25 protein-coding genes are annotated in these 25144 nt (G+C 49.2%); 9 read left to right on the plus strand and 16 right to left on the minus strand.

From position 1 onward, the window contains the following. Positions 1 to 53: 53 nt before the first annotated feature. The 9 genes from rsxA to XMM312_RS06520 all read left to right on the plus strand — a co-directional run bounded on the left by rsxA (position 54) and on the right by XMM312_RS06520 (position 7396). A complete protein-coding gene (gene rsxA, locus XMM312_RS06480) occupies positions 54 to 635 on the plus strand; it encodes an electron transport complex subunit RsxA (RefSeq protein ID WP_173480853.1) in 582 nt (193 codons plus the stop codon). A 9-nt stretch (positions 636 to 644) separates the two neighbouring features. After that, positions 645 to 1238, plus strand: a complete 594-nt coding sequence (rsxB, locus tag XMM312_RS06485) for an electron transport complex subunit RsxB (protein ID WP_173482437.1) — start codon at positions 645 to 647, stop codon at positions 1236 to 1238. After that, a complete protein-coding gene (gene rsxC, locus XMM312_RS06490; protein ID WP_371731432.1) occupies positions 1235 to 3307 on the plus strand; it encodes an electron transport complex subunit RsxC in 2073 nt (690 codons plus the stop codon). Before rsxB ends, rsxC begins: the two co-directional genes overlap by 4 nt. A gap of 9 nt (positions 3308 to 3316) precedes the next feature. Continuing rightward, a complete protein-coding gene (locus XMM312_RS06495) occupies positions 3317 to 4369 on the plus strand; it encodes an RnfABCDGE type electron transport complex subunit D (protein ID WP_173488909.1) in 1053 nt (350 codons plus the stop codon). 2 nt (positions 4370 to 4371) lie between these two features. After that, positions 4372 to 5028 carry an electron transport complex subunit RsxG gene (gene rsxG, locus XMM312_RS06500; RefSeq protein ID WP_173488910.1) on the plus strand — a complete coding sequence of 219 codons (657 nt, stop codon included), beginning with the start codon at positions 4372 to 4374 and terminating at the stop codon, positions 5026 to 5028. Continuing rightward, positions 5018 to 5728 (plus strand): electron transport complex subunit E, encoded by a 711-nt coding sequence (locus XMM312_RS06505; RefSeq protein WP_173480849.1) that lies wholly within the window; start codon positions 5018 to 5020, stop codon positions 5726 to 5728. The genes rsxG and XMM312_RS06505 overlap by 11 nt, the downstream gene beginning before the upstream one ends. A 3-nt stretch (positions 5729 to 5731) precedes the next feature. After that, positions 5732 to 6367, plus strand: a complete 636-nt coding sequence (nth, locus tag XMM312_RS06510; RefSeq protein WP_173480848.1) for an endonuclease III — start codon at positions 5732 to 5734, stop codon at positions 6365 to 6367. Positions 6368 to 6375: 8 nt separating this feature from the next. Beyond that, on the plus strand, positions 6376 to 6786 hold the full coding sequence (locus XMM312_RS06515; protein WP_173480847.1) for a DUF2185 domain-containing protein: 411 nt from the start codon (positions 6376 to 6378) through the stop codon (positions 6784 to 6786). Between the two features lie 196 nt (positions 6787 to 6982). Continuing rightward, on the plus strand, positions 6983 to 7396 hold the full coding sequence (locus XMM312_RS06520) for an Hsp20 family protein (protein ID WP_173480846.1): 414 nt from the start codon (positions 6983 to 6985) through the stop codon (positions 7394 to 7396). Between the two features lie 205 nt (positions 7397 to 7601). Here XMM312_RS06520 and XMM312_RS06525 read toward each other — a convergent pair whose 3' ends face one another. The 16 genes from XMM312_RS06525 to leuD form a co-directional block, all read right to left on the minus strand. Next, a complete protein-coding gene (locus XMM312_RS06525; RefSeq protein ID WP_173482435.1) occupies positions 7602 to 8549 on the minus strand; it encodes a tRNA-dihydrouridine synthase in 948 nt (315 codons plus the stop codon). Between the two features lie 11 nt (positions 8550 to 8560). Beyond that, positions 8561 to 9790, minus strand: coding sequence for an O-succinylhomoserine sulfhydrylase (locus XMM312_RS06530; RefSeq protein WP_173480844.1), 1230 nt, complete (start codon positions 9788 to 9790; stop codon positions 8561 to 8563). A gap of 9 nt (positions 9791 to 9799) precedes the next feature. Then, positions 9800 to 11320, minus strand: coding sequence for an amidophosphoribosyltransferase (gene purF, locus XMM312_RS06535; RefSeq protein ID WP_173480843.1), 1521 nt, complete (start codon positions 11318 to 11320; stop codon positions 9800 to 9802). Positions 11321 to 11339: 19 nt separating this feature from the next. Further along, positions 11340 to 11861: a CvpA family protein gene (locus XMM312_RS06540; RefSeq protein ID WP_173482434.1), complete on the minus strand. Its 522-nt coding sequence runs from the start codon at positions 11859 to 11861 to the stop codon at positions 11340 to 11342. An 84-nt stretch (positions 11862 to 11945) separates the two neighbouring features. Next, positions 11946 to 12536, minus strand: coding sequence for an SPOR domain-containing protein (locus XMM312_RS06545; RefSeq protein ID WP_217363888.1), 591 nt, complete (start codon positions 12534 to 12536; stop codon positions 11946 to 11948). After that, positions 12518 to 13789 (minus strand): bifunctional tetrahydrofolate synthase/dihydrofolate synthase, encoded by a 1272-nt coding sequence (gene folC, locus XMM312_RS06550; protein WP_173488911.1) that lies wholly within the window; start codon positions 13787 to 13789, stop codon positions 12518 to 12520. The genes XMM312_RS06545 and folC overlap by 19 nt, the downstream gene beginning before the upstream one ends. 22 nt (positions 13790 to 13811) lie before the next feature. Beyond that, positions 13812 to 14687 carry an acetyl-CoA carboxylase, carboxyltransferase subunit beta gene (gene accD / locus XMM312_RS06555; protein WP_173480840.1) on the minus strand — a complete coding sequence of 292 codons (876 nt, stop codon included), beginning with the start codon at positions 14685 to 14687 and terminating at the stop codon, positions 13812 to 13814. A gap of 21 nt (positions 14688 to 14708) precedes the next feature. Beyond that, positions 14709 to 15512, minus strand: a complete 804-nt coding sequence (gene trpA, locus XMM312_RS06560) for a tryptophan synthase subunit alpha (RefSeq protein ID WP_173482432.1) — start codon at positions 15510 to 15512, stop codon at positions 14709 to 14711. A gap of 12 nt (positions 15513 to 15524) precedes the next feature. After that, positions 15525 to 16739 (minus strand): tryptophan synthase subunit beta, encoded by a 1215-nt coding sequence (gene trpB, locus XMM312_RS06565; protein WP_173482431.1) that lies wholly within the window; start codon positions 16737 to 16739, stop codon positions 15525 to 15527. Next, positions 16723 to 17349, minus strand: a complete 627-nt coding sequence (locus XMM312_RS06570) for a phosphoribosylanthranilate isomerase (protein ID WP_371740246.1) — start codon at positions 17347 to 17349, stop codon at positions 16723 to 16725. Before XMM312_RS06570 ends, trpB begins: the two co-directional genes overlap by 17 nt. A 94-nt stretch (positions 17350 to 17443) precedes the next feature. Then, positions 17444 to 18280 (minus strand): tRNA pseudouridine(38-40) synthase TruA, encoded by an 837-nt coding sequence (gene truA, locus XMM312_RS06575; protein WP_173480837.1) that lies wholly within the window; start codon positions 18278 to 18280, stop codon positions 17444 to 17446. A 3-nt stretch (positions 18281 to 18283) separates the two neighbouring features. Beyond that, the gene (locus tag XMM312_RS06580) at positions 18284 to 20932 is read right to left on the minus strand and encodes a FimV/HubP family polar landmark protein (RefSeq protein ID WP_173488912.1); all 2649 of its coding nucleotides are present in this window, start codon (positions 20930 to 20932) and stop codon (positions 18284 to 18286) included. Between the two features lie 108 nt (positions 20933 to 21040). Next, positions 21041 to 22006, minus strand: a complete 966-nt coding sequence (locus XMM312_RS06585; RefSeq protein ID WP_173488913.1) for an Asd/ArgC dimerization domain-containing protein — start codon at positions 22004 to 22006, stop codon at positions 21041 to 21043. A gap of 57 nt (positions 22007 to 22063) precedes the next feature. Continuing rightward, positions 22064 to 23176 carry an aspartate-semialdehyde dehydrogenase gene (gene asd / locus XMM312_RS06590; RefSeq protein WP_173482429.1) on the minus strand — a complete coding sequence of 371 codons (1113 nt, stop codon included), beginning with the start codon at positions 23174 to 23176 and terminating at the stop codon, positions 22064 to 22066. Positions 23177 to 23260: 84 nt separating this feature from the next. Then, positions 23261 to 24346, minus strand: a complete 1086-nt coding sequence (gene leuB, locus XMM312_RS06595) for a 3-isopropylmalate dehydrogenase (RefSeq protein WP_173480833.1) — start codon at positions 24344 to 24346, stop codon at positions 23261 to 23263. Between the two features lie 135 nt (positions 24347 to 24481). After that, positions 24482 to 25129, minus strand: coding sequence for a 3-isopropylmalate dehydratase small subunit (gene leuD, locus XMM312_RS06600; RefSeq protein WP_173482428.1), 648 nt, complete (start codon positions 25127 to 25129; stop codon positions 24482 to 24484). Positions 25130 to 25144 lie beyond the last annotated feature (15 nt).

The raw sequence follows: 25144 nt of genomic DNA on the forward strand, positions 1-25144 counted from the left end.
CTAAACCGTTTTTATTAAGCTTCTTTTTGCTTTCAACGCCATAGCGATAGACGATGACTGAGTTTCTATTAATTTTAATCAGTACCGTACTGGTGAATAACTTTGTACTGGTTCAATTTCTAGGCTTGTGCCCCTTCATGGGGGTATCCAACAAGCTAGAGACCGCCATGGGGATGTCGCTCGCGACCACCTTCGTACTGACGCTCTCTTCTGTCTGCAGCTACTTGGTCTACACCTATCTGCTACTGCCATTTGATCTGATCTATCTACAGACGGTCAGTTTCATTCTCGTGATCGCTGTGGTTGTGCAGTTCACGGAGATGGTCGTACATAAAACCAGTCCACTGCTCTACAAGCTACTGGGTATCTTCCTGCCACTGATTACCACCAACTGTGCGGTATTGGGTGTAGCACTGTTGAACATTCGCAAACAGAACGACTTTATCGAATCCATTGGTTATGGTTTTGGTGCTGCAGTTGGCTTTTCGTTGGCACTGATTCTTTTCTCGGCGCTGCGTGAGCGCATTGCTGTTGCTGAGGTGCCAGTTGCCTTTAAAGGTCCAGCCATCGGTATGATTACGGCTGGCCTTATGTCACTCGCCTTCATGGGCTTTGCTGGCCTGGTTCAGTTCTAAGGTGGCTGCATGAGTAGCGTTGCACTAGCCATTCTTGTTCTCGCCATTCTGGCACTGATTTTTGGTGTCATTCTTGGCTTCGCAGCCGTCCGCTTCAAAGTGGAGGGTGACCCGATTGTTGATCAAATTGACGCCCTGTTACCACAAACTCAATGTGGCCAATGTGGTCACCCTGGCTGCCGCCCTTACGCTGAAGGTATCGCAGCAGGTGAAGCGATCAATAAGTGTCCACCTGGTGGGCAGACCACCATTGACCAATTGGCCGAGTTGCTTAACGTTGATTCTATTCCTCTGGACTCAGAGCACGGGGTCGAGGATGTTCGCAAGATCGCTTACATTCGTGAAGATGAGTGCATTGGCTGTACTAAGTGTATTCAAGCCTGCCCAGTCGATGCCATTTTAGGTGCAGCAAAACAGATGCACACCGTCATTGTCGATGAGTGTACCGGTTGTGATCTCTGTGTTGAGCCCTGCCCTGTCGACTGTATTGATATGTTGCCAGTGGCGACGACAACACTGAACTGGAAGTGGCCAGAACCACCTCAAACCAATAATCTGATTGCGACGGATAGACAGCCTCGCTTTGAGGAGAATCCATCGTGAAGGTATTCAGTTTTCACGGCGGTATTCACCCGCCAGAAAATAAGAAGCAGTCTACTCGCGCTTCAGTGCGGACCATGCCCATTCCTAAAAGCTTGGTCATTCCAACCCAGCAACACCTTGGCCTAGCCGCTGACCCTGTTGTCTCTGTTGGAGATAAAGTACTTAAAGGACAAATCATCGCTGAACCCGTAGGTCGTATTAGTGCGTCGTTGCATGCACCAACCTCCGGCACCGTTACCGCGATCGAAGCACAACCCGTGCCGCACGCGTCGGGTCTAACCGCTGAGTGTATTGTGATTGAATCAGATGGCCTAGATCAGTGGATTGAACATCAGGCAATTGATTATAAGGGCATAGAGCGTTCTGCACTGGTTAACCAGATTCGCCAAATGGGTATTGCAGGTATGGGTGGTGCAGGCTTCCCAACCGATGTGAAATTGAACTTGGGTTCAGATCACATTGTCACCACCTTGATTATCAATGCGGCTGAGTGTGAGCCCTACATTACTGCTGACGATATGCTGATGCGTGAGCACGCCTCTGAAATATTAGAAGGTATTAAAATCATTCAGCATCTGTTGGAGCCAACTCATACCCTAATCGGTATAGAGGATAACAAGCCCAACGCGATTCGCGCCCTCAATGAGGCGCTCGCTGAGGCTGATATCGATCTGGATCTCGTCGTGGTTCCGACCAAATACCCTTCCGGTGGTGAACGCCAATTGATTCAGCTGTTAACCGGTGTAGAAGTACCGAGCGGCAAAATACCGGCTGACATCGGCATTGTGGTGCAAAACGTTGGGACGGCTCAGGCGCTGCATCGCGCGATCAATCATGGTGAACCATTAATACAACGTATAGTGACGGTAACCGGTGAGGCGGTTGAGCACCCTGGGAACTTCTGGACACTGATTGGAACACCTTTTTCAGAACTGCTTTCGGCGGCTGATCTAAAACCGGGCGCCATGCATCGTCTGGTGATGGGTGGTCCAATGATGGGGGTTGCCGCAGAAACCGATTCAATTCCGGTCATCAAAACAACCAACTGTCTGATCGCGGCGACCGATAGCGAGATGCCAGAAGCACCTGCGGCACAGCCCTGTATCCGTTGTGGTATGTGTGAACAGGCCTGCCCTGCACAACTACTTCCGCAGCAGCTCTACTGGTTTGCAAAAGGCAAAGAGTTTGAGAAGGCGAAAAACCACAACCTGTTTGACTGCATAGAGTGTGGAGCCTGTGCCTACGTCTGCCCTAGCAGCATTCCTCTGGTGCAATTCTATCGTTTTGCTAAATCTGAAATCCGTGCAGAAGAGCTTGAACAACGCAAAGCTGACCATGCTCGTGAGCGATTCGAAGCGAGACAAGCTCGCCTAGAACGCGAGGCAATCGAGAAAGCAGAACGACGTAAAGCACGAGCAGCCGAAGCGGCTAAAGCACAAGCAGAACGGAAGAAGCAGTCCAGCAGTGAAACTACGCAAGATGACACAGCGGCACTGAAAACGGCTGCAGCCGTTGCCAGAACCAAATTGAAGAAAGCCGAGGTCGCCCTCAAAAATGCCCAAGATAAAGGTCTGGATGGCGTTGAAACTCTGCAAGTGACTGTCGATAAACTAAAACAGGCAGCGACTGAGGCTGAACAGGCCTTGCAGAACAGCTCTAATACGGAAGCAGCCCAATCTACGCCAGCTAAGAGTGAACCTAAAGAGGCTAAACCGGATCTTAAAGCGCTGAAGCAACAAGTTTCGATCATGCGCACCAAGTTGAAGAAGGCAGAGGCCGCCGAAGAGAGAGACGAAAGCGAAATCGAAGCGTTGAAGTCTCGCCTAGAAGAGGCAAGCAAAGCACACGCTGACGCTGACAATGCTCTGATTGAACTGGCCCAGAGAGCAGGAATTGATCTAAAACAGCTGCGCATTGATGTTGCCATGGCGAAGGTTGCTGTGACCAAGATTGAACGTGCAATCAGTAAGAGTGACGACGAGACAGAGCAAGAAGCTCTGAAAACCGATCTTAAGTCAGCCAAGACCCATTTCGCTCAACTTGAATCACAACTTAAACCGTACGAGTAGGATAAAAAGATGTCACTGATACGGATGAGTTCACCCCACGTTACCCGCAGCAATACCAGCTCTGGGGTCATGCAGTTAGTCATTCTGGCGATGATTCCGGGCATACTCGCGCTGACCCTCTTCTTTGGTTGGGGCACTTTGATTCAGATTGCGATCTGCCTAGCCTCAGGGCTCGCGTTTGAAGCGCTTGCTCTGAAGATGCGCGGACTGCCCATTTCACGCTACCTAGGTGATTATTCCGCCACGGTAACGGCACTTCTATTAGCAGTCTCTATACCGCCCTCAGCACCGCTCTGGATCGGTATTGTTGGGATGTTTGTTGCGATTCTATTTGCTAAACAGGTTTATGGCGGCATTGGTAATAATCCCTTTAATCCAGCAATGGTCGCCTACGCCCTACTGCTGGTCTCATTCCCGGTTCAGATGACCAGTTGGAACCTTCCCTACGTATTAAGTGGCAGTGAGGGTTGGTCCATTCCAGCTATATCGGAGTCACTGTCACTGATCTTTGCCGGATCATCACAGATGATGGATGCCTACACCGGGGCGACCCCTTTGGATATTCTGCGCAACCGTGATGGTTTTACGACAGAAGAGATGTGGCGCAGCAATCAAACCTTGATTGAGGGTGCCGCAGCCTATCACGCCCTTTCGGCCGCATGGTTTATGGGTGGCATCTACCTGATCTACAAAAAGGTATTCACTTGGCATACCCCTGTCAGCATTCTTGTCACCCTAGGCTTGGTGAGTGCCATCGCTTATGGTGTCGATCCCAGTAATTTTGTTGACCCGTTTAATCACCTAACACTGGGTGCCACTATGTTAGCGGCGTTTTTTATCGCTACGGATCCGGTTTCATCCGCCACCAGTAACCGCGGTCGAATCGTTTTTGGTATGGGTATCGGATTGTTAATTTTCATTATTCGAACCTGGGGTAACTATCCTGATGCGGTTGCTTTCTCGGTTCTTCTAATGAATCTAGCGGCGCCAATGATCGACCACTACACCCAACCGCGTAGTTACGGCCATAAACGTGCACGTCTTGGACCCAAAGGAGAGTGAGTATGGAGATCAATGAGAACCCTACCACCACTCAATCCATCTCTAAGAGCGCGGTTGGTATTGGTCTATTTGCCGTTTTGTCGGCTGCTGTGATCGCCATTACCCAAGTGACGACGGTCGATCGTATTGATGCCAACGTTCGTGAAGCTGAATCGAAGGCACTCTATGAGATCTTCCCTGCGAGCATTGATGAACAGCTGTATGACCATCGCATTGAACTGGATGCAGGACAGCTGAACGTCGAGACTGGGACCACTGGTTACCAAGCGATACAAAACGATCAGGTAGTGGGGGTTATTTTACCGGTCACCTCCTCTCAGGGTTACTCTGGCGACATTGATCTGATTGTCGGAATCAATGCGGACAGTTCCATTGCTGGTGTGCGAGTCATCTCCCACAAAGAGACCCCAGGGCTTGGCGATAAAATCGATAGAGCTAAATCAGATTGGATAGAAAGCTTCAGAGGGGCTCGGCGACAGGGTCAAGATGATTCAAACTGGGCCGTGAAAAAAGATGGCGGTCAATTTGATCAATTTACCGGTGCAACGATCACACCTAGGGCTGTCGTCAAAGCAACCAGCGTTGCGTTAGACTACTTTGAGACCCACAAGAATCTGTTATTGTCACCCGCGAATCGTGAGAAGAGCTATGCAGAGTGAAACACAGACACTGATTAAGAATGGGTTATGGACTAACAACCCAGCCCTGGTTCAACTACTTGGACTCTGTCCACTACTCGCCGTCACCAACTCGGTGGTTAACGCGCTAGGACTTGGATTGGCGACACTGGTCGTTCTGACCGGCAGCAACTTGACGGTATCACTGTTCCGCAAGCTAACACCTGAAACGGTTCGTCTACCCATTTTCGTGATGATTATTGCCGCCTTTGTCACCGCCATCGAATTACTGATGCAGGCCTTCACTTATGAACTCTATACCATTTTGGGTATTTTCATTCCGCTCATCGTCACCAACTGCGTGATTATGGGTCGCGCCGATGCCTTTGCCTCTCGAAATGCGATCAAAGAGTCGTTTATTGACGGCTTCTTTATGTCGATTGGCTTTATGCTGGTCTTGGTCATTCTCGGCGCGATGCGTGAGCTACTGGGCACCGGTGCTCTGTTTGCCAACATGGATCTTCTATTCGGAGAGATGGCAACGAACTGGCATATTACACTGGCAGATGACTACCCTAACTTCCTATTTGCCATTCTACCGCCGGGCGCATTCCTCGGTTTAGGCCTTTTGATCGCACTGAAAAACCTGATTGATCAGCGAATCAAAGAGCGACAACCAATCCCTGAGCCAACCGAAGCTCCCGTAAGTACGGGTTCGAAACGGGTCCGCGTAACAGGCTAAGCGATGAACAAACTAAAACGCATCGAGATCTTCGAGCGACTAAAAGCGGACAATCCACATCCAACAACCGAACTAGAGTACAGTTCGCCGTTTGAGCTGCTGGCAGCCGTGCTTCTATCGGCTCAGGCTACTGACGTTGGAGTGAACAAAGCGACTCGCAAGCTATTCCCTATCGCCAACACACCGCAGGCGATCATTGATTTGGGCATTGAAGGGCTTAAAGAGAAAATTAAGACCATCGGCCTATTCAATACCAAGGCTGAGAATCTGATGAAGACCTGCCATATGCTGGTCGATCTTCATAACTCAGTGGTTCCAGACAACCGAGAAGATCTTGAAGCGCTCCCAGGCGTTGGACGCAAGACCGCCAATGTCATTCTAAATACCGCCTTTGGCCAACCCACCATGGCAGTTGATACCCATATATTCCGTGTCTCCAACCGGACCGGGATCGCCCCAGGTAAAAATGTATTAGAGGTCGAGAAGCGACTGCTGCGCCTTGTGCCAAAGGAGTATTTAATCGATGCCCACCATTGGTTGATACTGCATGGCCGCTATGTCTGCGTCGCTAGAAAGCCTCGATGTGGCGCCTGTAACATTGAAGATTTGTGTGAATTCAAAAAGAAAACAGACTACTAGGATCCATTATGAGCAACGATGACAACAAGCCCTACCAAGGTGAAACCAACCAGACCAAAAATGGCTTTTTAACACTGATGTCTCGTTTAGTAATTGATGAAAAGTTGCCGGTGCGTTTTATGTATAAAACCGTCCCTGAGCATCTAAATGATACCGGATGGCGACTATTCACTGGGTATGAAGATGATGAGTTTCTAGCCAACGAACAGGTGAATATGATTCCCATGCCCACAGAGAAAGTCGTGAAAATAGACCCCTCCTTAGAGCCCCTGCTTGAGTACAACGCTGGCACTGTCTGGGAGCGTGCACCTGAATCCGAAGGCTGGGAGCGTGTCTACGACTATAAGATTCCAAGTGCTAACGTCGATGTCGAGATCACCAATGATGTGGATCAGTTCGGTAACGAAACAACCCACTGATTAATCTCTATTAATCGCGACCCTTTTTACCCTACTCCCTTGGGTCGCGATTCAGTTAAATTCCGCTCTTGAATTTTCTAGTTACTATCCCCAAATAATCTATGTAGGCAGTGACCATGAGGTACTGCACTTCCTAACCACGCCGATTGGGTGGTTTAACTTTGAACTACATATTGCTTAATTTGAGGATATGACCATGCGTAATTTTGACCTAACACCCCTATACCGTTCAGCAATTGGCTTCGATCGCCTAGCCAACATGATTGATACCGCTAACCGAAGCGAACAATCAGCTTACCCTCCGTACAATATCGAAGCGACCGGAGAGAACTCTTACCGCATTACTATGGCTGTAGCCGGCTTTACTCGCGAAGAGATTGAGATTACCAGCGAGAGCGGCAACCTAGTGATTCGTGGTAACAAAGCGGAAGATCAAGTAGAGCGTACCTACCTCTACCAAGGCATCGCAGCCCGTAACTTTGAGCGCAGATTCCAACTAGCCGATCACGTCCGCGTTGAAAATGCGTCGATGGAAAATGGACTGCTTCACGTTGAATTGATCCGTGAAATTCCAGAAGCGATGAAAGCACGTCGGATTGAGATTAGCTAAGAATAGACTTAAAAAAACGCGGCATTTGCCGCGTTTTTTAACCGTGACTGGCCTTCAGCCTGTCATCGACCCTTGCCGCTTCTTCCAGAAGATAGAGCAAAATCTACCAGCGGATGACAGGCTGAAAGCCAGTCACCGTCACGAGATGTAGGAGCGAATTAGCGCGAAGCGATAAACCGCGATCTGTTATGAAAGCCAAAACTGATTACTGGAGTCGGCTTTTAAGAACATCCCCAATCTTCACAGCATCCCGCTCTGTTCTTAGCTCTTGGAATAGCTCTTTGGCTTGCGGATAGTGCCAGCCCAGCATATTGCACCACTGTTTAATACGACCATGCACATGACGCTCTTCAATTAACGAGAAGACATCATCATAAAACTCAAGGATATTCGGCTTTAGCAGCTGCCAACACTCATCCAAATCGGTCGGGTAGCTTCTATCTTTAATCTGAAGCGGTAGCAGTGGGTTAGCGACCCAGCCTCGCCCAATCATGACATCCTCACACCCACTGACCTCTCGGCATCGGTCATAGTCTTCGACGTTCCAGACTTCGCCATTGGCAATCACCGGGATCGAGACCGCATTTCGAATCTTGGCGATCCACTCCCAGTGTGCCGGCGGTTTGTACCCTTCTACCTTTGTGCGGGCATGCACAGTAAGATAGCTCGCACCAGCCGCTTCGATCGCCTGCGCATTATCGATTGCCAATGATTTGTCTTCATACCCTAGGCGCATTTTAGCGCTGACTTCGATATGGCTAGGAACCGCATCACGCACCGCTTTAACGGCATCATGAACGACCTCGGGCTCCTTAAGGAGAATCGATCCACCCCTACTCTTATTAACGGTTTTGGCGGGGCAGCCGAAGTTCATATCAATAGCAGGCGCGCCCAACTCAAGTGCAGTTAAAGCATTTTTAGCCAGGGATTCAGGATCAGAACCCAATAACTGAACAACCAGAGGGGTATCGCCGTAACCGCAATAATCCTGTTTCAGCTCTGGGATCAGTTTATGAAAGACTTTAGGGGGAAGCAGCGTGTCGTTAACGCGCACAAACTCGGAGACCATCTGATCGGCGCCGCCCACTCGAGCGATGAGGCGACGCATGCTGTAATCAACAACGCCCTCCATCGGCGCAACAATCAGACGCATAAAAGTCGATTTTAAATGGCGTCTAAGCCACGCTGTAGATCGCGCTTGAGATCGTCAACGTTCTCTAGGCCTACAGAGAGACGAATCAAGCTATCTTGAATACCCGCTTCTGCACGAGCTTCAGCTGACATACGTCCGTGAGTCGTCGTTGCAGGGTGAGTGATTGTGCTCTTAACATCGCCTAGATTACCGGTAATCGAGATGACTTCGGTTGCGTCGATAAACGACCAAGCCGCCTCTTGCTGGCTCAGGGTATCGCTCGCAACTTCAAATCCAAGTACCGCACCAAATCCTGATTGCTGACGAGCAGCCAGTTCATGTTGTGGATGCGAAGCGAGACCTGAATAGTAGACTCTCGCTACTTTAGGCTGGGCCTCTAGCCACTGTGCAATCTCTAGTGCAGCCTCGCTGTGCGCTCTCATTCGCAGTGGAAGTGTCTCTAAGCCTTTTTGGAAAACCCATGCGTTGAATGGACTCAGACAAGAGCCCGCTGTTCGGATAAACCCGAACACCTCTTCCATATCAGCGTCTGAACCAACCACAACGCCACCGACAACACGCCCCTGTCCATCAAGGTGTTTAGTAGCCGAGTGCATGACAATATCCGCGCCGAGCGACAGTGGCTTTTGCAAAGCGGGTGTTAGAAAACAGTTATCCACCACCAACTTAGCGCCCGCTGCATGTGCCACGTCAGCAACGGCCTGTATGTCCGTCACCTCGGCTAAAGGATTACTAGGCGTCTCTAAGAAGAACATACGGGTTGTAGGGCGCACGGCCGCTTGCCATGCGGTTAAATCTTTAGGGTCAACAAAGGTCGTTTCGATCCCCGCTCGACTCACGTACTTTTCAAATAGTGATACGGTTGAACCAAACACAGAGCGAGAACAGACCACATGATCGCCATGTTTCATTAATGACAAACAGAGACTCATAATGCCCGCCATCCCTGAACTGGTCGCGATGGCGCGCTCCCCACCCTCTAGCGCCGCAATACGACGCTCAAAGGCTTGAACCGTTGGATTGGTAAAACGTGAGTAGACATTGCCTTCGATGTTGCCGGCAAAGGTATCAGCAGCCTCTTTTGCTGAGCTGTAGACAAAACTAGAGGTTGGGAAGATTGCGTCGGAGTGTTCACCCTCTTCACTACGCCACTGACCCGCTCTAACTGCGAGCGTCTCTACCGCGTAGTGATCATCACTGAACTGAATCCTTTCAGGTCGTTCGAACTGCTTACTTCCCATGCTTCATCCTTAAAAAGCTTTATGTAGGTTGGTAGACTCGTTTCCTTCGGTCTGTTCATCATCAGCACTCGCCTTAGCACCGTCGTTGCGCTTAGCATCGATGTTATCAAGGTAACTGCTGGTCACTGTTCCAGTGACATACTCGCCATTGAAGACACAGGTATCGAACTGAGTAATCGCAGGGTTAAGATCTGTGACACAGGCTTTTAGATCATCAAGATCTTGGTAGAGCATCCAATCACAACCGATCTCTTTACCCACCTCTTCCGCAGTACGACCATGTGCAATCAACTCACTGGCACTGGGCATGTCGATACCGAATACGTTGGGGTAACGAACTTCAGGGGCTGCTGAGGCAAAGTAGACTTTACGCGCACCTGCATCACGTGCCATTTCAACAATCTGAGCGGACGTAGTACCACGTACAATAGAGTCATCAACCAGCATAACCACTTTGTCTTTAAACTCAGATTGAATCGGGTTCAGTTTTTGACGAACCGACTTCTTACGCTGAGTCTGCCCAGGCATGATGAAGGTACGGCCGATGTAACGGTTTTTGATAAAGCCTTCGCGGTAGGTCACTTTCAGGCTTTTCGCCATCTCAAGTGCCGCTGTACGGCTGGTATCAGGGATTGGAATGATGACGTCGATATCGTGCTCTGGGAACTCACGGCGCACCTTATCCGCCAATTTCACACCCATCGCCATGCGCGCGTTGTGAACCGGTGTCTCATCAATGATCGAGTCTGGACGAGCGAGGTAGACGTACTCAAACAGACAAGGAGCAAGCACGGGTGTTTCAACACACTGCTTGGTAAAGATCTCACCCTCTTGAGTAATGAAGATCGCTTCACCAGGCGCCACATCACGCACCATCTCGAAGCCGGCAGTATCCAACGCAACACTCTCTGAGGCCACCATGTATTCAACGCCTGCTTCGGTTTCACGCTTACCGTAAACCAGTGGGCGTATGCCAAAAGGATCACGAAAAGCGGCCAGACCCAGACCGGTGATGATCGCAACAACGGCATAACCACCCTGACAACGCTTATGGACCGTTTCCACGACGTTGAAGATATCTTCAGAGGTTGGGTGTAACTTGCCCAACAACTGCAGCTCATGGGCAAAAACGTTCAGTAACACTTCTGAATCAGAGGTGGTATTGATGTGGCGAAGATCAGAACGGAACACCTCATCAGCCAACTGCTCAGAGTTGGTTAGGTTACCGTTGTGTGCCAACGCAATACCGTAAGGTGAGTTGACATAGAATGGCTGAGCTTCTGCTGAGCTTGAGCTACCGGCTGTTGGGTAGCGCACGTGGCCAATACCCATCTCGCCATTCAGTTTTTTCATGTGTCGTGTACGGAAGACTTCGTTGACTAAGCCATTATCCTTACGCAGATAAAAGCGGTTACCTTCACAAGTAACCATACCCGCAGCATCTTGGCCACGGTGTTGTAGGACTGTTAACGCATCAAAAATTGTCTGGTTAACATAGGTTTTGGCTACGATGCCAACTATTCCACACATCCGATCTACCTATATCGAACTAATTCACGGCACTGGCGCTGGCTGGATCACTGCTGAGTGTCCAGATTACACCACCTATCTCTTTTGCAGTCTCTTTGGTCCACTCCTCCATCAAAACGAAGTGAGGAATGAGCTGAGAATCTTTCCACCATTGATCCTCAACGGCTGGGGTTAGCCCCAACAGAGCAACAATGACAACAACAACCAGACCGCCACGAACGGCACCAAAGCCCATTCCAAGGATACGATCGGTTGCAGACAAACCAGTCGCACTGATCAAAGCGGTAATCAATTTACCGACAAGAGCACCCACGATCAGTGTTAATACAAATAGAGCGGCAAAGGCTGCCAACATACGGAGGGATGGGGTCTCGATGTAATCAACCAGATAGGCACTCAGACTGGTTGAAAACAGGCGCGCCACTATAAAAGCACTGACCCAAGTGACAAGTGATAGAGCTTCTCGCACGAATCCACGCTTGAGGCTTAATAGACTGGACACGGCAACGATGCCGATAATTAGCCAATCAGTCCAGATCATCTTCTCTATCCAAAGTTAAAAACAGCTGCATTTTATCAGAGTGGATCGGTTTACCCAATGAACTCTTGATCTATTTATCATCGCTTACTGAGTTGTAAAGCGCACAATCATACCATCCAATGAGTACTGCTCTTTGATCGACTCTTTTAGCGACTCTAAACGGGTACGTTGCATTTCTGGCCCGATGTAGACACGAACTAGGTCGTTGGCACGACGGATATAGACCTTGTATCCCGCTTTTGTCAGATCAGCGCGAAGAGACTTAGCATTTCGCTCATCTTTGAAACTTGCTAACTGCAAAGACCAGGCCGCCGGAATTCCGTTCTCATCCAAAGCTGGCATATCTTCTGCCGGCGAGACCTCTTCAGGAGCACGTTGCTTCATCTTTTCGACCACCTCTACTGGCGGTGCTTTGATCACAACGGGCTGAGCCACTGGCGCTGGCTCGTTAATCACCTCGGGTTCGTTGATTGTCTCATCCAAAACAACCGCTGGAGCCGCTTCCATAACGGGCGGCAAGGTCGGTGCAGGAGGAATACGATCCACAATTTTACGCTCTTTATAGCCTGCGGCATCGAAGATCAGCGGAGCGATAGAGAGTGAGATTACCAAGAGCGCTCCCAACCCTAACAATCGACGGCGAATACTTGCCTGAATTAATGCGTCTTGAGCCAACTAAGGGCCTCCGTAACGGTTAGAAAAGAGCCGCAGATCAGAACCTGCTCACTCTCTGAAGTAGAGTTTGATAATTGATCAAGCGCCTCGGATACAGACGCGAAACATTGATGAGGGTTGTTTGCCCCAACCAGATTCACAAGCTCTTCAGCTTGACTGGCGCGCGGTCCTTGTAGTGAAACCAAGTACCACTCATCGGTGATCGGCCTCAGTGCTTCAATCACACCCTGTCGATCTTTATCATTAAGCATACCCAGCACTAGGGTTCGTTTCGACGGCTTTGGCTGTTGCTGCAATCGATCCGCTAAGTACTCAGCCGCTTGCGGATTGTGTGCCACATCGAGCAGACACTCGGTTACACCGATTGTTTCACTCTGCATGCGACCGGTGAGTTGTACACTCTCTAATCCACTAGCGATCGACTCAATGGAAACCTCAGGAGCAATCAGCGTCAATACTTGCAGGACAGTCGCAGCATTAATCAGTGGCAAAGGAGGCACTGGCAGATCAAAGTAAGCGATATGCTCACCCTTCAGATCAACACCCGACCAGTTCCAGACCTTCTGAGCGTCATCTAATCGATAATCTTGGTCAAACAGGTAGAGCGGAGCATTCAGTTCAGCCGAGTGTTGAACAATCGATCGAGCTGCCGGTGACATCGCACAGACCGCTGGTTTATTAGGTCGAAAAATACCCGCTTTTTCGCGCGCGATGGACTCGATGTCGTCGCCCAACCAATCAATGTGGTCCAACGCAATGGAGGTAATCACAGCGATATCAGCATCGACAATGTTAACGGCATCCAATCGCCCGCCGAGCCCAACTTCTAAAATCACATAATCAAGAGCCAGGTCTGAAAAGATGATCAGCGCAGCCAGTGTGCCGTACTCAAAGTAGGTTAAAGAGATCTCTTCTCGAGCTTGATCTATCCGACAAAATGCATCAACAATGACTTCATCAGATGCATCTAAGCCGTTGATCTTTATGCGTTCATTGTAGTTTAAAAAATGAGGGGAGCTGTAGACACCGGTGGTAAAATCTGAGGCGCGAAGAATAGAATCCAACATCGCGCAGGTTGAACCCTTACCGTTGGTACCCGCTACAGTGATGACTTTACTGCGAGAAAAATCCAGATTCAGGCGACCGGCCACTTCAGCAACACGATCTAAACCCAAATCAATCTCAGACGGATGAGCGGCCTCAATGACTGCGAGCCACTCTTCCAAACTGTTAGTTGAGCTCAATTTGCTCATAACCCAATCGTCTTCTGAGCGCTTAGTCGGCGAGTTGTTGAGCAGGCTGACCCTGCATTTGACGAAGCATTTTAGCAAGACGGCTACGCATCTCACCGCGCTCAATAATCATATCAACTTGCCCGTGCTCTAAAAGGAACTCACTGCGCTGGAACCCTTCAGGAAGTTTTTCACGAACGGTCTGTTCTATAACTCGAGGACCTGCAAAGCCAACCAGTGCACGAGGCTCAGCAACGTTCAAATCACCCAGCATAGCAAGGCTGGCAGAGACACCACCGTATACAGGGTCAGTAAGAACAGAGATGAAAGGGATACCTTTGGTACGCATCTCTTCAAGTACGGCCGATGTACGAGCCATTTGGAAAAGGGAGAATAGCGCTTCTTGCATACGAGCACCGCCCGACGCAGAGAAGCAGACCAGAGGAATACCCTCAGCCAATGAGACTTCAGCAGCACGTACAAAGCGCTCACCTACAACGGTACCCATTGAACCACCCATGAAACGGAACTCGAAAGCGACCGCAGCGACTGGGTTGCCCTCTAAGGTACCCTTCATAGCAACCAATGCGTCTTTCTCGCCGGTATCGCGCTGAGCAGCCGTTAGACGATCTTTGTATTTTTTAGAGTCTTTGAACTTAAGACGATCGATTGGCTCAATATCAGCTGCAATCTCTTTCGTTGACCCTTCATCAAGGAAGTAGTTCAAACGCTGACGGGCGCCAATACGTAGGTGGTGATCACATTTAGGGCAGACGTGTAAGGTCTTATCTAACTCTGGCTTGTACAGCACACTTTCACACTTTGGACACTTCTCCCAAAGCCCTTCTGGAATGCTGTTACGTTTTTTCTCATCATTACGTGCCAGTGACGGTACGATCTTTTCCAACCAGTTACTCATGGTACTCCCTAAATGATCGACTTAAGCGTCGATCGCTTGACGCATTTCTTTAACTATACCTGCAACTGCAGCAGGAATCTTCTCTGGCGTGTTCGCCAGTTCTGCAATTTGATTAACCAGCACGGAACCGACAATGGCACCATCGGATACTTTAGAGACGGCTGCAGCCGACTGACCATCACGGATACCGAAGCCTACACAGATTGGCAGATCTGTATCCTGGCGCATATCGCTGATGTAGGCCCCTACTTCATCTACATTCAATGCTTTTGATCCAGTCACACCTTTAACCGATACATAGTAGAGATAACCACTGCCCTGCTCACAGATCGCCTTACGACGTTTTGGAGAGGTTGTCGGTGCAATGAGGAAGATGATATCAAGTGACTCAGCCTTCATTGCCGCCATTAGGCCAGCAGACTCAACCGGTGGCATATCGACCACTAGCACACCATCGACACCTGCCGCTTTAGCGTTTTTAGAAAAGGTTTCGTAGCCCATCACTTCGATAGGGTTAAGGTAGCCCATTAGAACCACCGGTGTTGTCTGATCCTGTTCACGGAACTGAGCAACCATTGCCAATACATCGGTCAAACTGGTGCCGTGCTCAAGGGCACGCTCACAGGCTAACTGAATCACGGGGCCATCGGCCATTGGATCCGAGAAAGGCACACCCAACTCAATGACATCCGCTCCCGCTTCAACTAGTGCATGCATTAGAGGCACGGTAACGCTTGGGTTTGAATCACCACCGGTTACATAAGGGACAATCGCTTTACGTCCCTCTGCCTTCATGGCAGCAAAGCAGGCTTCAATACGACTCATTTAACTCTCCAATTACATCTCAATGCCGTCGATGCCTGCGACGGTATGTATATCTTTATCACCACGACCCGATAGGTTTACAACAATCACTTGATCTGGACTCATCTCTTTTGCCATCTTCATGGCGTAAGCAACCGCGTGAGAGGATTCAAGTGCTGGCATGATACCTTCAACCTGCGTCAACGTACGGAATGCATCGAGTGCCTCGTCATCATTGATCGCAACGTACTCTGCACGGTTAATATCTTTCAAGTAGCTGTGCTCAGGACCTACACCTGGGTAATCAAGACCGGCCGAGACAGAGTGTGTACCGATAATCTGACCGTTATCATCTTCCATCAGGTAGGTACGCATTCCATGCAGTACGCCTGGACGACCATCACTTAGCGGTGCTGCGTGTTCACCCGTTTCAAGACCGTGACCACCCGCTTCAACACCGATCATACGAACCGACTCATCTTCAATGAATGGGTGGAACATACCGATGGCGTTCGAGCCACCGCCCACACAAGCCACAACAGCATCCGGTAGACGACCAATCTGATTCATACACTGCTGTTTTGTTTCACGCCCGATGACGCACTGAAAATCACGCACAAGCATTGGATAGGGGTGCGGACCTGCAGCAGTTCCAATGATGTAGAAGGTATTATCGACATTGGTTACCCAATCACGCATCGCTTCGTTCATCGCATCTTTTAGCGTTTTAGTGCCCGAAGTAACTGGAATCACTTCAGCACCCAACAGCTTCATGCGGTAGACGTTTAGCGCTTGTCGGCGAACATCCTCTTCACCCATGTAGACCTTACACTCAAGACCCAGACGAGCAGCAACCGTTGCCGAGGCAACACCGTGCTGACCAGCACCTGTCTCAGCGATAACACGCGGCTTACCCATAAACTTAGCCAGAAGTGCCTGACCAATGGTGTTGTTCACCTTGTGTGCACCCGTATGGTTAAGATCTTCACGTTTCAAATAGATCTTTGCACCGCCCACTTTGTCTGTGAGGCGCTCAGCAAAATAGAGTGGCGAGGGACGACCCACGTAGTGAGCGAGGTCTTTATCAAACTCCTCTTGGAAGTTTGGGTCGTTAGAGAGTTTTTTGTAAACTTCTTCAAGCTCTTCCAGAGCACCCATTAACGTTTCAGAGACAAATCGACCACCGAATTGGCCAAAGTGTCCATTCTCATCGGGTAGCTGCACCTGTGTATTATCTGTTGTTGGCACGGTAAACCTCGTTCATAAAATCTGTCATTTTATTTGAATCTTTAATCCCTTTAGATGCCTCAACACCCCCACTCACATCAACAGCGTAGGGAGACACCTGAGCGATGGCTTCAGCAACATTCTCTGCCGACAAGCCACCCGCCAAAATAATCTTGGTTGCCAGTTCAGTTGGTATTCTGGACCAGTCGAACATTTCACCAGTACCCCCAGGTATCCCAGGGGTATAAGCATCCAAAAGAATCCCTTGTGAGGATGCGTACGTCTCAAACTGAGCCGTTAGATCTAACTCCGGCTTCATGCGAAGCGCTTTGATGTAAGGTCGAGAGAATCTGGAACAAAACTCAGCACTCTCATCACCGTGAAACTGCAATAGATCAACACCTGCTGTGGCGATAACCTGATTAACGACCTCAGCAGATTCATTCACAAACAGAGCCACACTGGTAACGAACGCAGGCAGCTTGGAAATAATTTCAGCAGCCTGTTCAGGAGTAACAGCTCGCGGACTTTTAGCGTAAAAAACAAAGCCAAGCGCATCACACCCAGCATCAGCGGCCGATAGCGCGTCATCTATATTGGTGATACCACAAATTTTTACACGAGTTCGCACAATAGAGGCTCTAAATTAGGTCGTTAAAGACAACTGAGTTGATCACTCAATTTATCGGTTGGAAAGTCTACCAAAACAGAGAGAGTTAGTCAGTCTAATGGCCCAAGAAATATGGCCCTGTACCACCCTTCGGCAGTGCAAACTCTTCAGGGTATTCAACATCACAAAAATAGAGTCCCCAAGGCGGAGCGGTCACCCCACCTTTGCGACGATCTTTGGCCTCTAGCACCTCAGCCGCCCACTCTACCTCAGCCTCTCCAGAACCAATTTTCATTAACACACCGGCAATATTTCGAACCATATGGTGTAAAAAAGCATTGGCTTGAATATCGATCACAATGATCTCACCGCTTTTATAAACCTGCAGATCATGCACCGTACGAACGGGACTGTTCGCCTGACAGGCAACCGCTCGATAAGAGCTGAAATCATGCTCACCGATCAGACAACGACTTGCCGATTGCATTCGCCCAACATCAAGACTCTTGTGAGTCCAAGTAACCCCTCTAGAGAGAATCGCCGGTTTAACAGGTGCCGAGTAGATCAGATAGCGGTAACGTCTTGCTTGAGCAGAAAAACGGGCGTGAAATTGATCCGACACCGGTTTTGCCCAAAGCACCGCAATGTCATCAGGGAGGTGTCGATTCGTACCCATCACCCAGGCACGATCGATTCGCTGATTGGGTGTATCAAAGTGAACAACTTGATAACAGCCATTCACCCCGGTATCGGTGCGGCCAGCACAGACCAGATGCACATCGTGATTCGCAATCTTTGCTAACGCCTGCTGCAGACGTTCCTGAACCGTGACAACCCCTTCATCTGCCTGAATCTGCCAGCCATGATAGTTTGCACCAGCGTACTCAATCCCAAGGGCGTAACGAAAAAGGGCGACTTCCGTCGCCCCTTTGATGTTTTCAATATCGCTCATTAACTAAGCTTTATCCAATTGATCCAAGAGGTTTGCGACCTCCTGCTGCTGAGCAGAAGAGCCTTTGTCTTTCATACTGACAAGGATATCACGAGCAGCCTCATAATCATCCATTTCAATGTAAGCTCTTGCTAGATCTAATCGGGTTTCGTTTTCATCTGCACCACTGTAGAAGTGGGTATCAAAATCTTCTGACTCTGCGGTGTCATTAATCTCTTCTACCACCTCTAGATCGCCATCAACTTCATCGAAAATCTTTTCGATCTCCCCGTCCAGCGCCCCAGAATCACTCTCTTCTACGACAAATTCCCAATGATCGTCAGACTGTCCGTCAGCTTCAACATCTTGATCCACCTCGATATCAAATGCCTCATCGGGAACGCTGGCATCGCCCATCATTGCCTCTAGAGCGACAAGGTCCTCATCAATGGAGTCAGTGTGCGCTGGTTCATCCGTTGAGTCTGCTTGCGGCATATCAACGCCCGGAATTTGGCTCTCTTGTGGTTCTTCGTCAGATTCTGAATCAAACGGCTCGATAACAAAATCGAGGTCTTGCAGCTCTGCACTCTCCTCTTCTACAGGCTCCACAATCGATTTAACCGAATCGGCATCTGCCAGTGAGGCTTCTAGCTCAGAGTCAAGAAACTCCTCTAAATCATCATCTTCCGGCTGCGACTCATCGGCTTCGTTAACCATCGCCTCTTGCTCTTCAGGTGATGACATAGCTGCATTAGCTCTGGAGAGAAAATCATCAGCGTCAGAACTTGTTTCTGTTTCTGTTTCCAGTTCATTATCATCAATGACCTCAGGCTGAGGTTCAACTGAAGCGAGATCACCTGTATTTGATGATTCATCAACGGATTCATTTGGCGGTGACTCTTCAGCAACCTCATCGCTGATCGCTTCCATCTCAGCTTGGGCCGCCTGCTCACTGGCACGAGCTCGAAGCACCTCATCGATCATCGACTGAATCTCAGCTTCAGCCTTAGCGATACTCTCTGAATCAGAATCAGGCTTTGGATCGATGACTGGCTCAATCGACGTTTCCAAAGCGGGTTCAACAGCTGATGGCTCAACGACAGCCATAGTTGGGGTCGACGATGCTGAAGGTACTAGAGGCGCTTCAGAGATAACCTCATCCTCTTTTGCCGCACTGCTCGCGGGTTCACGATAAGGCGCAGGCTTTCTTGAAGATCGTATTAACAACAGCAGCAACAATAGAAAGGCTACAGCACTGCCACCAACGATTTCAGGATTCATTCGAACATAGTCGATCACAGCAGCGACTGGGTCCTCATTACGCTGTTGAGCTAGCTGCATCTGCTGTTCCAACTGCTGTTGCAGTTGCGCAACCTGTTGATCTTTTAGCTCAATTAGACGCTGCATGGTCTGTAGCTGCTCAGCTATAGAGTCCAATTTTGCAGAGAGATCAGCATTGTCACGTTCAACTTTCTCGACACTCTCCTGAGTTACAAGCAGCTGATTTTCCAAGTCTCGATTGAGTGCTTGAAGCTCCTGTTCGCGAGGCGTTGATTCAACGGGCGTAGCAACAGAATCTTGATCTAAAGAGAGAGAAGCTCCCTCCTCTTCAGTTTCAACCACAGAGTTAGAGGGTTCGCTATCAACTCGGACCTCTACTGAATCTGATACCGTCTGACTAGCCTCAGCTTCTGAACTGCTGGTTGATAGAGGTTGATCTTGTGTCTCGTCAACAGAGACCAACTTCAATTTAGCCTCTGATGGATTAACCACTTCAGAGGTTTGAGCCGAGGGAGCTTCACTCTCTGGTTTAGCAACTGGAGTAACGTCCGCTTTCTCAATAGCTGCAGAAGCGGAGGAACGTCTGCCATTTTTCCAATCTTCATACTGCTTGCGAACTTCGATAGCCGCTTGCCTAACTGATAGCTCATTCGCTTGCGCACTATTGGGCAGCGTGACGACCGTACCGGCTTTAAGAACATTGATATTGTTGGTCGGAAAGCTACTAGGGTTTAGACGCTGAATCGCCAGCATCATCTGGTTGACCGAGACGGATTCATCAGGAAGATTACTTTGAGCCAATGCAAACAGGGTATCATTTACATCGACATAAACCTGATTCGCTGATGAGGTCTCAGTTCTCAGTGTGGTTTGGACAGTTTGCGCCGGGTTCGCTTTTAAAACCTTTTCCGGTTCAGCCTTAAGACCCTCTTTCTGAAGTGAGTCAGTTACTGGAGTGGACGGCACGGATATGGGTGTCGGTTGAGCTGCAGCCTCTACAAACAGAGGAGGATCCAACAACAGGGTGTACTCTCGAACAAGACGACCATTGGGCCAATTCACTTCCATCAAGAAGCTGATAAAGGGCTCACGAACAGGGGTGTCCGAACTAATGACGACTTTAGCACCACCCTGGGCATTGAGCTCAACGTCAAAATCAACCGAACTCAACACGCCAGATCGGCTTAAGCCAGCCAGACTGAAGGCGTCATCATCAGCCAATTTAGGACGAATATCGGATGCTTTTAAATCACGAACTTGTAGCAGTTGAATTTCAGCCTGAAGCGGCTCGTTCAATGCAGATTTTACATTGAGTTCACCTAGGCCTAGGGCATTAGCCTGACTGGCTAACAATGCGGATGAAACGGCAATACTGAGTGCTAAACGACGCACAATAACTTCACTCCACTCTATTAATCCGAAAGGATTAATCTCTCTCTATTGAATGAAGTATTGTTGCTACCCGGTAATGGGTCAAGTTTACCGGGCAGATTTTTTAAATTAGTGCTTAGTTACCAATGTAGCAAGCAGCTCTAAAAGTGCTGAGGCACGGCCGAAACGGTTCTCATCAAACATCAGGGTAGCTTGAATCGTCTGGTCCACACGTGCATCGACACGCAGGCGCGATACCAAACACTCAGTCTGCCCAATCATCGATTGAGTAGAGGCGTTGGGGCTGTGACTGAAACGCAACGCATTATCTCGATCAATGAGCGCTACTAGATCAGAGACCGATTGGTCCGCTTGTGTCTCAACCATCAGCATTGCAGAGGTACCGTGGAACATCGGCACTTGAACGGTTGATACCGTTACTTCGGCATCGTCAAACAGTGCATCAGCACCCTCAGCAATACGACGCTCTAACCCTGATTCACCTTGTTCGTCCAATACAAACGGCTGAGCCAATGCATTAAAGGCTAGGGTTGCATCTAAAAACTGCTCTGTCGCTTCACGACCATTAAGCAGTGCGGCTGTTTCACGTGCTAAAGCCTCAGCGCCTTTGCGATCATGAACACTGGCAGGCAAAGTCGCGGCAATGTGCATACGAAGAGGCTCAACTTTAGCGCTAATCGCCTGGCAGAACTTGTAGACTGCTACTAGCACAGGCTCAGCGAGCTGATACCACTCGCCAGACTCCAGACGGTCACGACCCGCGACGGCCAACTGAGACGATTCAGCAGACAGGTTAGAGTAGAGATCGATCAAGGTTGCACCCGATGAAGCGCGCTCCAAAAGATCCGCACTCGCCTCAGGTTGAGCCAGAATAACCACAGACGCTTCAGCAAACGGAGCTTGATCAACGGGACGCACCAGTGTGGAGTGCCCGTTAATCATCAATGAACGACCCGCTTCGCTCTCGTCATCCCATAAAGAGAGCTCAATTTCGCTCGCTAGAGGGTGATCTTCGAAGAGTTCAAAAAACTGGTCGGCTACTAGAGATGAGACACCAACAAAAAATAGTTTCATAGCTTTTCCAAAAAGATCGGCCCGCAAATGAGCGGGCCGTTAATTGATTCGTTACGCTTATTGAGCCAGTAGAATACGAAGCATTCGGCGAAGAGGCTCTGCAGCACCCCATAGCAACTGATCACCCACACTAAAGGCATTCAGGTACTGTTTGCCCATCTTCATTTTACGAAGACGACCCACAGGGATACTCAATGTACCGGTCACTTTGGTTGGTGATAGCTCTTCCATAGTGATCTGACGATCATTAGGCACCACTTTTACCCAATCATTCGCTTCAGCAACCATCTGCTCGATCTCATCCATTGGAAGATCTTTATTCAGTTTGATTGTAAATGCCTGGCTGTGACAGCGCATTGCACCGATACGAACACAGGTACCATCGATAGCAATCGGGTTAGAGTTACGGCCAAGAATCTTGTTTGTTTCAACATAGCCCTTCCACTCTTCCTTAGACTGACCATCGGCAACAGGTACATCGATCCAAGGGATCAACGAGCCCGCAAGCGGCACACCAAAGTTATCAACGGCTAGATCGTTACGCATGGTGCTAACAACCTGACGATCAATATCAAGAATTGCCGATGCAGGGTCATTCAGAAGCGCTTCTGAACCATCGCGAATCTGCCCCATTTGAGTGATCAACTCACGCATATTGCGTGCGCCAGCACCTGATGCAGCCTGATAAGTCATTGAAGAGACCCACTCAACGTGACCCGCTTTAAATAGACCACCTAGACCCATCAACATGAGAGAGACAGTACAGTTACCGCCAACGTAAGTTTTGATCCCTTTCGCTAGACCCTTCTCAATTACATCGCTATTGACTGGATCCAGAACAATGATCGCTTCATCATCCATTCGCAGAGCAGAAGCAGCGTCAATCCAGTAGCCATTCCAGCCAGCAGCACGAAGCTTAGGATAAACCTCTTTCGTGTAGTCGCCACCTTGGCAGGTAATAATCGCGTCCATCTCTTTTAGCGCATCAATATCAGATGCATCTTTAAGTGGAGCAATCTCTTTACCAATGTCTGGACCAGCAGCACCTACCTGAGAAGTGGTGAAAAATACCGGTTCAACGATCTGATCGAAGTCACGCTCTTCCTGCATACGCTGCATAAGAACGGAACCCACCATACCGCGCCAGCCAACAAAACCTACACGATTCATATTTACCCTCAAAAAACTTTTTCGCTATTCAATAGCTCTATCAAAAAAGGCCGGATCTAACCGGCCTTCTCGGTTAACGTTTGATTATGCGCTTAGCGCAGCAATCACCGCGTCACCCATTTCAGTTGTCGAAACCTTCGTCATGCCTTCAGAGAAGATATCGGCAGTACGCAGGTTTTGATCCAAAACCTTACTTACCGCGGCTTCGATTCGATCCGCAGTTTCGCCCTTATCAAGCGAGTAGCGCAACATCATAGCGGCAGACAGGATGGTTGCCAATGGATTTGCAATGTTTTGACCCGCAATATCCGGAGCAGAACCGTGACAAGGTTCAAACATACCCTGACCCTTCACGTTCATAGACGATGAAGGCAGCATACCGATGGAACCCGTCAGCATTGCAGCAGCATCTGAAAGGATGTCGCCAAACATGTTACCTGTTACCACCACATCGAACTGCTTAGGTGCACGTACTAGCTGCATTGCAGCGTTATCTACGTACATGTGGCTTAGTTCAACTTCAGGGTACTCAGCGCTCAACTCTTCCATCACTTCACGCCAAAGCACCGTCACTTCTAGTACGTTTGCTTTGTCGACAGAGCAGAGTTTCTTACCACGTGCCATTGCCGCTTCAAAAGCGACACGACCGATACGCTTGATCTCATCTTCGTTGTATACGTAAGTGTTGTAACCTTCACGTAGGCCATCTTCAGTGGTGCGAATGCCGCGTGGCTGACCGAAGTAGATACCACCCGTTAGTTCACGAACGATAAGAATATCTAGATCTGAAACCACTTCTGGCTTCAAAGTAGAGGCGTGAGCTAACTGTGGGTAAAGAATCGCTGGGCGCAGGTTACCGAACAATCCAAGCTGAGTACGAAGACCTAGAAGCCCCTTCTCTGGGCGAATCTGAAAATCAGGGTTTGTATCCCACTTAGGACCACCCACAGCACCCAAAAGGATGCCTTTGGAGTCATGCGCCTTAGCTAGGGTCTCTTCTGGAAGAGGTACACCTGTCGCATCGATCGCAGCACCACCAACGTGTGCTTCATCAAATTCAAGACCAAGGTTATCTTGATCGTTAACCAGTTCAAGCACACGACGCGCCTGAGCAACAATCTCAGGACCAATGCCATCACCTGGCAAAATCAAAACTTTGTTTTCGTTCATTTTTCTATTCCTTATTTACCGTGTCTGGCTTTCAGCCTGACACGACTCTCTCAGCGTCTTCCAGACTACCGAGCGTAAATTAATAGCGGATGACAGGCTAAAGCCAGTCACCATCAATAGCCGCGAACAAATCAATTACTTAATCGCGTCGAACAACCAAGGCGCTTCGGCACGGCGTTTCGCTTCGTACGCACGGATATCATCAGCATGCTCAAGCGTTAAGCCGATATCATCCAAACCGTTTAGCAGACAGTGCTTGCGGAAGTCATCAACTTCGAAGCTATACTCTTTGCCGTCTGGGCTAACCACTTTCTGATTTTCAAGATCAACCGTTAGGCTCATACCGGGTGCTGCAGCAACGGCTTGGAAAAGCTCTTCCACTTCATCCTCTGTAAGAATGATCGGTAATAGACCATTCTTGAAACAGTTATTGAAGAAGATATCGGCATAGCTTGGTGCAATCACTGCACGGAAACCGTAGTCATCTAATGCCCAAGGAGCGTGCTCGCGGCTAGAACCACAACCAAAGTTGTTGCGTGCTAACAGAATGCTAGAACCAGCGTACTCTGGTTTGTTTAGAACAAAGTCTGGGTTGATAGGACGTCCAGAACAGTCTTGATCTGGCTGACCTTCATCAAGGTAACGAAGTTCATCAAATAGATTAGGACCAAAGCCAGAGCGCTTAATCGATTTAAGGAACTGCTTTGGAATGATCATATCGGTATCAACGTTGACGCGATCAAGCGGAGCAACAACACCGGTGTGAGTCGTAAACTTTTTCATATCTCTATCTCCGCC

The organism is Marinobacterium sp. xm-m-312, assembly GCF_013283295.1.
Lineage (GTDB): Bacteria > Pseudomonadota > Gammaproteobacteria > Pseudomonadales > Balneatricaceae > Marinobacterium_E.